At 66.4% G+C, this 12541-nt stretch carries 9 protein-coding genes; 6 read left to right on the forward strand and 3 right to left on the reverse strand.

What is annotated here, in order from left to right; all coding sequences use genetic code 11:
- The first annotated feature begins 1 nt into the window (after position 1).
- Genes aceK through LE190_RS15520 form a run of 6 tightly spaced genes read left to right on the forward strand, consistent with a single transcriptional unit; the run spans position 2 to position 6520 of the window.
- Positions 2–1849 carry a bifunctional isocitrate dehydrogenase kinase/phosphatase gene (gene aceK, locus LE190_RS15495; RefSeq protein ID WP_225239535.1) on the forward strand — a complete coding sequence of 616 codons (1848 nt, stop codon included), beginning with the start codon at positions 2–4 and terminating at the stop codon, positions 1847–1849.
- Entirely contained in the window at positions 1842–3041 is a 1200-nt protein-coding gene (locus tag LE190_RS15500) for an acetyl-CoA C-acyltransferase (protein WP_225239536.1), read from the forward strand. The genes aceK and LE190_RS15500 overlap by 8 nt, the downstream gene beginning before the upstream one ends.
- A 58-nt stretch (positions 3042–3099) precedes the next feature.
- A complete protein-coding gene (locus LE190_RS15505; RefSeq protein WP_225239537.1) occupies positions 3100–3768 on the forward strand; it encodes an SDR family oxidoreductase in 669 nt (222 codons plus the stop codon).
- 29 nt (positions 3769–3797) lie between these two features.
- Positions 3798–4925 (forward strand): acyl-CoA dehydrogenase family protein, encoded by a 1128-nt coding sequence (locus LE190_RS15510; protein ID WP_225239538.1) that lies wholly within the window; start codon positions 3798–3800, stop codon positions 4923–4925.
- Positions 4926–4933: 8 nt separating this feature from the next.
- The gene (locus LE190_RS15515) at positions 4934–5467 is read left to right on the forward strand and encodes a GNAT family N-acetyltransferase (protein WP_225239539.1); all 534 of its coding nucleotides are present in this window, start codon (positions 4934–4936) and stop codon (positions 5465–5467) included.
- Positions 5468–5494: 27 nt separating this feature from the next.
- The gene (locus tag LE190_RS15520; protein ID WP_225239540.1) at positions 5495–6520 is read left to right on the forward strand and encodes an energy transducer TonB; all 1026 of its coding nucleotides are present in this window, start codon (positions 5495–5497) and stop codon (positions 6518–6520) included.
- A gap of 9 nt (positions 6521–6529) precedes the next feature.
- Here LE190_RS15520 and LE190_RS15525 read toward each other — a convergent pair whose 3' ends face one another.
- The 3 genes from LE190_RS15525 to LE190_RS15535 all read right to left on the reverse strand — a co-directional run bounded on the left by LE190_RS15525 (position 6530) and on the right by LE190_RS15535 (position 12534).
- Positions 6530–7576: a S66 peptidase family protein gene (locus LE190_RS15525; RefSeq protein ID WP_225239541.1), complete on the reverse strand. Its 1047-nt coding sequence runs from the start codon at positions 7574–7576 to the stop codon at positions 6530–6532.
- Positions 7577–7667: 91 nt separating this feature from the next.
- The gene (locus LE190_RS15530) at positions 7668–10517 is read right to left on the reverse strand and encodes a TonB-dependent receptor domain-containing protein (protein WP_225239542.1); all 2850 of its coding nucleotides are present in this window, start codon (positions 10515–10517) and stop codon (positions 7668–7670) included.
- Between the two features lie 178 nt (positions 10518–10695).
- The gene (locus LE190_RS15535; RefSeq protein WP_225239543.1) at positions 10696–12534 is read right to left on the reverse strand and encodes an ABC transporter substrate-binding protein; all 1839 of its coding nucleotides are present in this window, start codon (positions 12532–12534) and stop codon (positions 10696–10698) included.
- Between the last annotated feature and the right edge of the window lie 7 nt (positions 12535–12541).

Raw genomic sequence — 12541 nt, forward strand, 5'->3', positions numbered from 1 at the left:
GATGACCCAGCAAGCCTTCCCCAAACTGCTGTCTTCCCGGATCGCCTTCGACGTCGCGCGCACCATCCTCGACGGCTTCGACAAGCACTACCGCCTGTTCCGCCAGGCCAGCCAGGAGGCGCGCCGCCATTTCGAGGCCGCCGACTGGAGCACCGCGCAGGCGGCCGCGCGTGCGCGCATCGACTTCTACGACCGCCGGGTGCAGGAATGCGTGCAGGTCCTGCAGGACGGCTACACGACGGAAGAACTGGGTGACCCGGTCTGGCGCGAGATCAAGCTGCACTACATCGGGCAGCTGGCCGGCCACAAGCAGCCGGAACTGGCCGAGACCTTCTTCAACTCGGTCAGCTGCCATATCCTGCACCGCAGCTACTACCACAACGATTACATCTTCGTGCGGCCGGTGATCTCCACCGAGTACATCGAGACCGAAGAACCGCAGCCGACCTACCGCGTGTACTATCCGGCCGCCGACGGCCTGCGCACGGCCCTGCGCCGGGTGCTGACCAACTTCCAGTTCGCCGTTCCCTTCGCCGACCTCGAACGCGACCTGGCGCTGGTGGAGGCGCGCATGGTGCAGGCCTGCGGCCTGGAACGGGCGGAACCGAACCTGCAGCTGCAGGTGCTGTCCAGCCCCTTCCTGCGTAACAAGGGCGCCTATGTCGTCGGACGCGTCATCAACGGCCCGCGCGACTATCCGTTCGTGATTCCGGTGCTGCACGACGCCGGCGGGCAGCTGGTGCTGGACACGGTGCTGCTCGAGGTCTACCACATCACCCTGCTGTTCAGCTTTACGCGCGCCTACTTTTTGGTGGACATGGAGGTGCCCTCGGCCTATGTCGCCTTCCTGCGCAGCCTCATGCCGCGCAAGCCGCGCAGCGAGATCTATACGGTGCTGGGCCTGCAGAAACAGGGCAAGACCCTGTTCTACCGCGATTTCTTGCAGCACCTGAAGCACAGCTCCGACCTGTTCCGCATCGCCCCCGGCATCCGCGGCCTCGTGATGCTGGTATTCGAACTGCCTTCCTTCCCCTACGTGTTCAAGGTGATCAAGGACTGGTATCCGCCGCCGAAGGAAACCACGCGCGCCCAGGTCAAGGAAAAGTACCTGCTGGTAAAGCACCACGACCGCGTCGGGCGCATGGCCGACACGCTCGAGTATTCCGACGTCGCCTTCCCGCTGGCGCGCTTTTCCGAGGAGCTGCTGGCCGAGCTGCGCCAGCACGCGCCCTCGCTGGTCGAGATCGAGGGCGAGCGCATTGTGCTGCGCCACCTGTACATCGAACGGCGCATGGTGCCGCTCAATCTTTACCTGGCAGAGGCGCAGGCGGCAGGCGACGAGGGGCGCGTCGAGCACGGCATCGTCGAGTATGGCAATGCGATCAAGGACCTGGTCGCCGCCAACATCTTCCCGGGCGACATGCTTTACAAGAATTTCGGCGTTACCCGCCATGGGCGCGTTGTGTTTTATGATTACGACGAGATCGAATACCTCACCGACTGCCAGTTCCGCGATATACCCCAGGCGCGCAACGAGGAAGACGAGATGGCCTCGGAGCCCTGGTACCCGATCGGCAGGCACGACGTGTTTCCGGAACAGTTTGGCCGCTTCCTGCTTGGAAATCCGGGCATCCGGCACCACTTCATGCAGCATCACGCGGAACTGTTGACCCGCGCGTATTGGCAATCGCACAAGGACCGCATCCTGGCAGGCGTCGTCGACGACGTCTTCCCTTACCCACAGCAGATCCGTTTCTGTCATCCAGCAAACCCCACCACGGCGCACACCATGCATGCTCACTCACCCGCTGCAGCGCCACCCATTTTGGAGAACCTGAACCATGAATGATCCAGTCGTTATCGTTGGCGCCGCCCGTACCCCGATGGGTGCCTTCCAGGGCGATTTTTCGTCGAAATCGGCGAGCGACCTCGGCGCGGTAGCGATCAAGGCCGCGGTGGAGCGCGCCGGCGTCGCTGCCGACAGCGTCGAACACGTCTATTTCGGCAACTGCCTGATGGCCGGCCAGGGCCAGGCCCCGGCGCGCCAGGCGCTGATCAAGGCCGGCCTGCCGCTGTCCACCGGCGCCGTGACCCTCTCCAAGATGTGCGGTTCGGCCATGCAGGCCGCGATCTTCGCCCATGACCAGCTGGTCGCGGGCAGCGCCGACATCGTGGTCGCGGGCGGCATGGAATCGATGACCAACGCGCCCTACCTGATCCCGAAGGCGCGCGGCGGCTACCGCATCGGCCACGCGCCGATGTTCGACCACATGATGCTCGACGGCCTGGAAGATGCCTACTCGCGCAACGAAAAGACCGGCGAAGGCCGCTCGATGGGCACCTTTGCCGAAGAGTGCGTGGCCACTTACCAGTTCACCCGCGAAGAGCAGGACAACTTCGCGATCGAATCCGTGAAGCGCGCGCAGGCGGCCAGCAACGAAGGCTGGTTCAACTGGGAAGTCGCGCCGGTGAGCGTTGCCACCCGCAGCGGCGAACTGGTGGTCGAGAAGGACGAAGGCCCGCTGAAGGCCAAGGTCGACAAGATCCCGTCGCTGAAGCCGGCGTTCAAGAAGGATGGCACCGTGACCGCCGCTTCGTCCTCGTCGATCAACGACGGCGCTGCGGCGCTGGTCATGATGCGCGAGTCGAAGGCCAAGGAACTCGGCCTGACCCCGATCGCCCGCGTGCTCGGCCACGCTACGTTCGCCCAGGAACCGAACCTGTTCACCACCGCGCCGATCGGCGCGATGAAGAAGCTGTTCGCCAAGACCGGCTGGAAGGCCAGCGACGTCGACCTGTTCGAAATCAACGAAGCCTTCGCCGCAGTGCCGATGGCCGCCATGCGCGACCTCGGCATCCCGCACAGCAAGGTCAACATCCATGGTGGCGCCTGCGCCCTGGGCCACCCGATCGGCGCCTCGGGCGCGCGCATCATCGTCACCCTGCTGGGCGCGCTCAAGCGTACCGGCGGCAAGCGCGGCGTCGCTTCGCTGTGCATCGGCGGCGGCGAAGCGACCGCGATGGCGATCGAACTGGTCTGAATGCCGGGGTGGGCAGGTCTCCTGTCCACCCTACGACAACCCGTACAAGGAGTCTGCAATGCCTACCGTCCTGATCCTCGGCGCCTCGCGCGGCATCGGCCGCGAGATGGTGCGCCAGTACCGCCGCGACGGCTGGCGCGTGATCGCCACCGCGCGCTCGGCCAGCGACTGCGATGCCCTCACCGCCGACGGCGCCGAATCGCACCAGCTGGACGTGACCAGCGCCGACTCCATCGCCGGCATGGCCTGGAAGCTGGACGACGAGAAGATCGACGCCGCCTGGCTGGTGGCCGGCGTGTACGGCCCGTCCGGCTCGGGCTTTCCGACCGGCCCCGAATTCGACGCCGTCATGCACACCAACGTGCTGGCGGCGATGCGCCTGCTGCCCATCGTGGCGCCGCTGGTCGCCACCGCGCGCGGCAAGCTGGGCGTGGTCTCCTCGAAGATGGGTTCGATCGGCGCGCGCAATTCCACGGAAGGCACCCTGTACCGCGCCAGCAAGGCCGCGCTCAATTCCGTATTGAAGGATGCCGCCATCACCTACGGCGCGCAGGGCGCAACCTGCGTGGCCTTCCACCCGGGCTGGGTGCAGACCGACATGGGCGGCGCCGGCGCCAGCCTCACGGTGGAACAAAGCGTGCGCGACCTGCGCGCTACCCTGGCCCGGATCGACGCGTCCAGCAACGGCGCCTTCCTTGACCACGACGGCTCGCCGCTTCCCTGGTAAGCCAAGCAAATAACAAGACACGAGACACGATGATACTGAGCGAAGAACACCAGATGATCCGCGACGCCCTGCGCAGCTATGCACAGGAGCGCCTGGCCCCCCACGCCGCGCGCTGGGACCGCGACCACTATTTTCCGAAGGACGAGCTGAAGGAACTGGCCGGCCTGGGCGCCTTCGGCGTCGCGGTGCCCGAGCAGTACGGCGGCGCGGGCCTGGACTACGTGTCGCTGGCGCTGGTGCTGGAAGAGATCGCGGCCGGCGACGGCGGCACCTCGACCATCATCTCGGTCAACAACTGCCCGGTGTGCTCGATCGCCATGATGTATGCGAACGAGGAACAGAAGCAGCGCTACCTGGTGCCGCTGGCGCGCGGCGAGATGCTGGGCGCCTTCGCCCTCACCGAGCCGCACACCGGCAGCGACGCGTCAGCCCTGCGCACCACGGCCGTCAAGGATGGCGAGCACTACGTCATCAACGGCAGCAAGCAGTTCATCACCAGCGGCAAGTACGGCGACGTGGCCATCGTCATGGCCGTCACCGATAAAGCCGCCGGCAAGAAGGGCATCAGCGCCTTCTGGGTCGAGACGAACACGCCCGGCTACATCGTCGCCGGCCTGGAACAGAAGATGGGCCAGCACTCCTCGGACACGGCGCAGATCGTGTTCGACAACTGCCGCGTGCCGGCCAAGAACCTGATCGGCGAGGAAGGCATGGGCTACAAGATCGCCCTGTCCGGCCTCGAAGGCGGGCGCATCGGCATCGCCTCGCAGTCGGTCGGCATGGCGCGCGCGGCCTACGAGGCTGCGCTGGCGTATGCAAAAGAACGCGAGAGCTTCGGCAAGGCCATCTTCGAGCACCAGGCGGTGCAGTTCCGCCTGGCCGAGATGGCAATGCAGATCGAGGCCGCGCGCCAGCTGATCCTGCATGCGGCCGCGATGAAGGATGCGGGCCTGCCCTGCCTGAAGGAAGCCGCGATGGCCAAGCTGTTCGCCTCCGAGATGGCCGAGCGCGTGGTCTCCAGCGCCATGCAGGTGTTCGGCGGCTACGGCTACGTGGCCGACTTCCCGGTCGAGCGCATCTACCGCGACGTGCGCGTGTGCCAGATCTACGAGGGCACCAGCGACATCCAGAAGATCCTGATCGCGCGCGCGCTGTGACGCCATCCTTGACCACGATCCGTCCTGCCACGGCAGACGACCTGCCAGCCCTGTTCGCCTACCTGGGCGAACAGCTGGCCGAGAACGGGCGCGATGGCGTCCTGTTCCAGCCGATGGCGCCCACCGAGGCCGGCGTGCCGCTGGCGATGCGGGAACGCTTCGCGGCCGGCGTCGCCACACCGGCCGGCCAGCCGGGCTGGCGCCAGGTGTGGATCGCGCTGGACGGTGCCGGCGCGGTGGCCGGCCACGTCGACCTGCGCGGCCGGCCGGAACCGGCCTGCGGCCACCGCACCCTGCTCGGCATGGGCGTGCGCCATGACTTGCGCCGCCTCGGCCTGGGCGCGCGCCTGCTGCAGGAAGCGCTGGCCTGGGCCCGCGCCCGCGGCTTTGCCTGGGTCGACCTGGAAGTGCTGTCGCAGAACCACAAGGCGCGTGCGCTGTATGCGCGCAGCGGTTTTCATGTGACCGGCGAAGTGGCGGACCTGTACCGCATCGATGGCCGCCAGGTCGGCGCTGTATCGATGAGCATTCAGGTAGATTGAAGAAATCGACCGTCACCCGAGCCAGCCATGCCGATCAAGCGCTTGTCCATTGTGTTCCTGTCCTGTCTTGCCCTGTCCGCGCCGTCGCGGGCGGGCGAGCCGGCATTTGCCGGCAAGTCCGACTGCCGCATTGCCCCCGTCGAACCTGCGCCCACCCGTGTCGGCGTGTCCTGGAATGGCGCCTGCAAGGATGGGTATGCGGAAGGACAAGGCGTGCTTGAATGGTATGGCGCGGGCGACCGCGGCAAGCGTCGCCTGGAAGCGAACCTGGTGCGCGGTGAAGTCAGCGGCGCCGGCAAGCTGGCCTACCCCGGCGGCAGCTATCTCGGCAGCTTTCGGCGTGGCGTGCCACACGGCGCCGGTTATTTCGAGTACCGCGATGGCGCGCAATACGAAGGCGGCGTGACCGACGGGCAGCCGGATGGTAGCGGCACCCGCATCAGTGCCGACGGCTCCCTCTATGAAGGCGAATGGAAGGCCGGCAAGCGCCATGGCCGCGGCAAGGAAACCTTCACCCTGGGTGGCCGCTATGAAGGCGAATGGCGCGACGACGAATTCAATGGACAGGGATCGATCGTCTATGGCGGCAGTGGACGGCGCTGGAGCGGCGAATTCCGTGACGGTTTCGCAAGCGACCTGAATCCGCGCCCCCGCCGCGACTCCCGCAGGGACGACGTTCGCAACACCGGCGACCTGGCATGGGAGGCGCTACCGGCCGCGCAGCAAAACGCGCTACGCAACAGTTATCCTGCCCTGGATGACCGTGACGAGCCCCCCTACCCGCTCCCCGGCCAGCAAGGCAAGCTGAAGGACGCACTCAGCGAATTCTACAGCCGCTACGCGCGCCTGGAGCTGGAAGGCCAGACGCTGGTGTATGTCACGGTCGGACCTGACGGCATACCGGCTTCGGCCAAGGCCTACAGCGCCCCCCACCCGGAGTTTGGACGCGCCGCTGCGATGGCCATGATGATGCAGCGCTATAAGCCAGGCCTGTGCGCAGGCAAGCCCTGTGAAATGATTTATCCGGTCAAATTCCTCTTCACGCTCGAATAGCGCGTGGTGTCAGGAAACCGCGGGTTCGAGCAGCGTCACCGTCTGCGCTGTCGTGTCGAGCCGCGCCCGCACACCGACCGGCGCCGTGAACTGGTGGCGGATGTGGCCGATCGGGTAGCCCGTTACCGCCGGAATCGTCAGGGGCCGCAGGTGCTGGTCGAAGGTCTGGTCCAGGCTCAGTGAGCGCTGCCCATCCTGGGGCGCGCAATCCTCGCAGACGCCGACGATCACCCCGGCCGCATTGGCAAAGCCGGTCGACAGGTCGAGCTGGGTCATCCAGCGGTCCAGCCGGTAGGGCGCCTCGTCCACTTCTTCAAGGAACAGCAGGCTGTCGCGGAAGTCCGCCGCGTAGGGCGTGCCCGCGAGCGCCGCCACGATCGACAGGTTGCCGCCCAGGAGCCGGCCGGTAGCGACGCCCGCGGTCACGGTGCGGATGCCGAAGTGCGGCATGGTCCTCGCCTTGACGACATTCTCGGGCGCCATCGGGATCGTGTACGTCGACCGTGGATCGCACAGCACGGCCAGCATGTGCTCGCGCGGGTAATCGGCCAGCGTGGACGAGGCCACCGGGCCGTGGAAAGTGACCAGGCCCGCCATGTTGTGGATCGCCAGGTGCAGCGCCGTGATGTCGGAGTAGCCGAGCAGGATCTTCGGGTTGCGGCGGATCAGGGCGTAGTCCAGCTTCGACAGCAGCGAGATGCAGCCGGACCCGCCGCGCACCGGCCAGATCATCTTCACTTCCGGATCCAGGAACATGGCGTGCAGGTCGGCCAGGCGCTGCTGCACCGAGCCGGCGTAGTTGCCGAAGCTGGCACGCAGGTAGCGCCCGGTCCTGGCGCGCAGGCCAAGCGCCTCGATGTTGCGCACCGATTTCTCGATCAGGCGGTCGTCGACCACGCCGCCCGGGGCAACCACGCCGACCAGGTCACCCGGCCGCAGGCGCGGCGGCTTGAGCAGACGGGAGGAAGGCCCGGAAAGCGGGCCGGCCGCCGCCAGCCCGGGGGCGGAAAAGCCGGCGGCGGCAAGTGCGCCGAAGCGGCGTCGGCTGAGGGTCATACGCGATACGCTCACAAAAGAAAAACGGCCCGCGTCGCGAGGCTTGCGCCTCCCGATGCGGGCCGCCGGTTCACTCAACGCGGCGATCGGTTCAGAAGAACTTGTAGGTCGCCATCAGGGTGAAGGAACGGCCACGCGGGTCCGCCACGCGCGGTTCCCAGGTGCTGCCCGCGCCGGTGTTGTCGTCGTAGGTGATCGCGAACGGCGGATCTTCGTCGAAGATGTTCTTGATGCCCGCGGTCAGCGACAGGTTCTTGATGCCGGTGTACGTCGCCGTCAGGTGGAAGATCGAGTAATCGTCCACTTTCGGGTTCAGGTTGACCGGCTTCACCAGGCCGTTGGCCACGCCCGGCAGCACGCGGTCGGTGTAGCCCGAACGGTAGATGTTCTGCAGCATAGTGCTCCAGTTGCCGTACTTGTAGGTAGCGTAGGCGCTGTGCTTCCACTTCAGGCCCAGGTCGCCGGTGAACACGAAGCGGCCCACCTCGCTCTTGCCGAATTCGGCGTTGGTGGTGGCGCGCGACTTCTTCTCCAGCAGGCGCGAACCGTCGATCCCGGCGGTCCACTGCGAACCGGTGCTGAACTTGCCGTTGAAGCGGGCACCCACTTCCAGGCCGCGGGTGATGCGTTCGCCGGCGTTGACCCAGCGCTGGTCGATGATGGCGATGTTGCCCGCCGCGTCACGGATGAAACGGTCCGAGAACAGGTTGTAGTTCGCCACCATGGTCGAGGTGCTGAACGAGTCGATGGTGTTCTGCTTGCGGATCTCCCACAGGTCGGCGTTGGCCGAGAACCAGCTGAACGGCTCGATCACGATACCGACCGTGCCCTGCTTCGCGGTTTCCGGACCCAGGTCGCTCTTGCCGCCGGTGTAGATGTTCGGGGTGATCGATTCGCAGCCAGGCTTGGTCGCGTCGACCAGGCCGGTCGGGCAGCGTGCCGGGTCGACCAGGTCCTTGCCGGCGTACGGCGATTCGGTGATGCCGTTGTACAGCTGGTTGAACGACGGGGCGCGGAAGCCTTCGTTGTACGAACCGCGCAGCAGCAGTTCCGGAATCGGCTGGTAGCGGAACGAGATCTTCGGATTGGTGGTGCTGCCGATGCCGCTGTAGTGGTCGCGGCGGATTGCCAGCGTCACATCCAGGTTCTTGACCACCGGGATCAGGAGCTCGGCATAGACCGCCTTGATGTCGCGGTGCACGTTGTCCAGCGCATTGGTGTCGTCGAACGGGGCGTTCAGGATCACCGGACGGGCGGCCGCGGCGCGCTTGTCGCCGTTGAACTTGTACTCTTCGCGGCGCAGGTCGAAGCCGGCCGCGCCCATCACGACGCCGGCTGGCAGGCTGAACAGCTCGCCCGACAGTGCGCCGTCGACCTGGGTCAGCACGGTCTTGCCGCCGTACAGGGTGACGCCCGCGGCCGAGGTGCTGTTGATCAGGGCGATCGCTTCCGCCGACTGGGTCTGGCCCGGCAGCAGGAAGGGGTTGATCTTGCCGGTGCCGAGGGCGCTGGCCAGGGCGGCGGTGTAGTTATAGCCGGTACCCAGGCGCGATTCCGACTCGCTGAAGGCGCGCGAGGCGCCGACACGGTAGTCGAAGCTGCGGCCGAACAGGTTGACCGGGCCATCGGCGCCGATCAGCAGGCGCGCGGCCTTCGATTCGGTCACGATCTCGCGGTTGCCGCACTCCATGCAGCGCCAGCGGTAGGCGATCGGCAGGCCGTAGTTGGCGGCCACGCTCGGGAACACCTTGACCAGCGCGTTGTACACGGTGTCATAGGCCGCGCCGGTGCTCGGGTAGAAGGAGCTGGCGTTGAAGGTGGTGGTGCCCGGCGAGATCTGGTTCGGCGAGAAGCGCTTGGACACTTCGACGTTCGAGGCCACGCCTTCGATGAAGAACTGGTGGTCGCCCGACTGGAAGGTGGCGCGCGCCAGCGCGTTGTTGTTCTCGACCGGCTGCTGCAGCACGGCAGCGCGGCCGGTATCCCAGGCGCAGCCATAGGCGGCGCCGGCGCTGTTCCACAGTTTCTCGTCATACGGACCCTGGCCGTCGATGCTGGTGCAGCCCGCGCCGCCCGGCAGGTCGAGGATGCTGATGCCGCTATAGGCGGTGGTGCCGCCGCCCGGCAGGGTCGGGCCGGTGCCGGTGCGCGACAGCAGGGTTGGCGCGATGGTGGTGGCGAACACGTTGGCGTGCGGCGAACCGCGGGTATCCACCGAGACGCCGCGGTCCGGCTGGAAGGTGTTCACGAAGTCGCGCTGGTCGCCGCGCAGGGCCTTGTTCTCGCTGCGCGCAAAGGTGGCCAGCACGTTCCAGCCGTCGGTCTGCAGGTCGCCCCAGCCGCCGGTAATGGAAGCGCGGCCGATCTCGCTGCCGCCCGCTTCGGTCACGTCGATGAAGGCCTGGGTTTCCAGGCCCTTGTAGTTCTTCTTCAGGATGAAGTTGATCACGCCGCCGATCGCGTCGGTGCCGTAGATCGCGGAAGCGCCGTCCTTCAGCACTTCGACGCGTTCGACCGCCGCCATCGGGATCGAGTTCAGGTCGACCGCCGAGCCCTTCATGCCGTGGGTCGCCACGCGGCGGCCGTTGAGCAGCACCAGGGTCGAATCCGCGCCCTGGCCGCGCAGGTTGGCCGAGGAAGCGCCGTTGTTGCCGCGCTGGGCGCCGGAAGTCACGTCGGCGTTCGAGGCCAGGTTGTCGGAACCGTTGCCGTTCACGTTCAGGGTCGCGATCAGCTGCTCGGCGGTGACGATGCCCTGGTCCTGCAACTGCTTGGCCGTGATGGTCTCGACCGGCAGCGCGCCTTCCTTGGCAATGCGCTTGATGCTACTGCCGGTGATCTCGACACGCTGTATCTTGCCGGTGACAGGCAGATCCTGTGCGACGACCGGGCCGACCGCTCCCATCAGGGCGATCAAATGGGCGAGCTTCTTTAACTTCACGCGTTTCTCCTAACGTTTTCCCTTGGCGGCCAGGGAAGTCCTGGCCGACTGCTCTTGTCGTAATGTGTAGCCATTACTTCATTTTTATGATTTCAGGGTATGCGCAGCCCTGTGCTGCTTTCCAATGAAATATCCAGAGGCAAGTATAACTAAGGGGAATGTTCAAATTAGGAAAAACTCACGGAAGCTCACGCGTCCCTCTGCCAGAGCGTGCCCTTTGCGCAACATCGATATCCAGATAGCGCCAGGTCGTGAATTCGACCGGGTGCCGTTTGTAGTTTTTCAGCCACGGATGGCGCAGGTCACCCGACAGCACATGGGTCAGCGGCACCCAGGGGTTATAGGCATGGATCAGCTGGTTCAGCTCGAAGTACAGCTGCTGGCGCTTGGGTCCGTCGGCCAGCTGGCGCGCCTGCTCGTAGCGCACGTTATACGCCGGCAGGTTGAAGCGTGCATAGTTGGCGCGGCCCGCATTCGGGCCATACAGCAGCTGGTAGAAATTGTCGCCGTCGGGGAAGTCGGCAATCCAGTTACTCTCGAACATCTGCACCGTGCCAAGGCGCGAGGCCTTGATGATCTCGGTCTTCTTGTCCGACCGGAACACGACGCGCAGGCCGATCGCGTTCAGGCACTTGCGCCACAATTCGTCGCGCAGGCGGCCGCCGACCGTGGCCTCGCTGTGCATGGTAAGGGTCAGGGGCACGGTGTCGCCGGGGCGGCCCGGCGCCGGCTGGCGCCGGAAGCCGTCCGGGTCGCGTTTGCCGTAACCGTAGCGGTCCAGCAGGGCGTTGGCCAGCGCGGGGTCGTAGGGCACCGGACTGCGGTAGGCCGGGTCGTAGCCCAGCACATTTGGCGGCAGCGGCGACTCGGCCTTGATCGCGAAGCCCTTCTTCAGGAGCGCGATGTCCTCGGCGTTGTTGTAGGCGAGCGCGATCGCGCGGCGCAGCGCGACCCGCTCCTTGCCGTAGCCGCCCAGCACCGGATCCTCCATGTTCATCCACATGTAGTAGGTCTGCAGCACCGGGAAGCGCGACAGCACGATGCCGCGCGCCGCCAGTTCGGGTTTCAGCTGGCCGTCCCGCACCACCATGTCGGTCATCGATTCCGGGATCTGCTCCAGGTAGTCGTATTCGGCGTTCAGGAAGCCCAGCATGCGGCCCTGGAATTCCTCCGCGATGCGCACCTCGACCCGGTCCACGCGCGGCAGGCGCTTGCCCGCCAGGGCGGCGGCGATGGCGCGGTCCTGCGCGCTGTAGCCCGCCTGCGCCTCGGGCGCCGCCTCGAACACGGCGCTCGAATCGGGATTCGCCAGCAGCACGATGCGGTCGCTGCGCTTCCACTCGCCCACCATGAAAGGGCCGGTGCCGACCGGGTGGTTGCCGGCCTGGCCCGGATGGGCCTCGATCACTTCACGCGCCACCACGCCGCTGGCGGGAATGGCCAGGTAGAACAGGAAGTTCCGATCCGGCGCGCTCAAGCGGATGCGCAGCGTATAGCGGTCGGGCGCCTGCAGGCCGGCCACCGGACGGTCCACATCGTAGTCCTTCCTGAGCACCTCGTCGCCCGCGATCTTCCCTTCGAACATATAGGCCCAGGGCGATTTGAGGGCCGGGTCGTACAGGCGCTTGATGCTGTAGACGTAGTCCTGCGCCGTCATCTCGCGCCCCTTGCCGGTCCCGCTTCCGAAGGCCGGGTGCGGCGTGAAGCGGATGCCGGGACGGATGTGGAAGGTGTAGGTCAGCCCGTCCGCGCTCACTTCCGGCATGGCGCTGGCGGTATTCGGGCGCAGCTTCGCCGGGCGCGCCAGGTAGTCGTAGCGCAGCAGCGGGTCGAACAGGTTTTCCAGCAGCGACAGCGTGGCGTTGTCCGAGGCCACGGCCGGATCGAGCCCGGTTTCGCTGGTGGACAGGAACATGCGCAGGACTTTTTCCGGCGCCCTGGCGGGCGGCTGTGCGCTGGCGCTGGCGGCGCACAGCAGCGGGAACAGGAGTGACAGGGCGGTCAGGCGGAACAGCATGGTGTCG

It is taken from the genome of Massilia hydrophila (assembly GCF_020208145.1).
GTDB lineage: Bacteria > Pseudomonadota > Gammaproteobacteria > Burkholderiales > Burkholderiaceae_D > Telluria > Telluria hydrophila.

What these genes read in the sequence shown, in the direction of transcription:
- aceK (WP_225239535.1), top strand. Translation starts at nt 2, where the DNA reads ATGACCCAGCAAGCCTTCCCCAAACTGCTGTCTTCCCGGATCGCCTTC.
- LE190_RS15520 (WP_225239540.1), top strand. Translation starts at nt 5,495, where the DNA reads ATGCCGATCAAGCGCTTGTCCATTGTGTTCCTGTCCTGTCTTGCCCTG.
- LE190_RS15510 (WP_225239538.1), top strand. Translation starts at nt 3,798, where the DNA reads ATGATACTGAGCGAAGAACACCAGATGATCCGCGACGCCCTGCGCAGC.
- LE190_RS15525 (WP_225239541.1), bottom strand. Translation starts at nt 7,576, where the DNA reads ATGACCCTCAGCCGACGCCGCTTCGGCGCACTTGCCGCCGCCGGCTTT.
- LE190_RS15535 (WP_225239543.1), bottom strand. Translation starts at nt 12,534, where the DNA reads ATGCTGTTCCGCCTGACCGCCCTGTCACTCCTGTTCCCGCTGCTGTGC.
- LE190_RS15500 (WP_225239536.1), top strand. Translation starts at nt 1,842, where the DNA reads ATGAATGATCCAGTCGTTATCGTTGGCGCCGCCCGTACCCCGATGGGT.
- LE190_RS15505 (WP_225239537.1), top strand. Translation starts at nt 3,100, where the DNA reads ATGCCTACCGTCCTGATCCTCGGCGCCTCGCGCGGCATCGGCCGCGAG.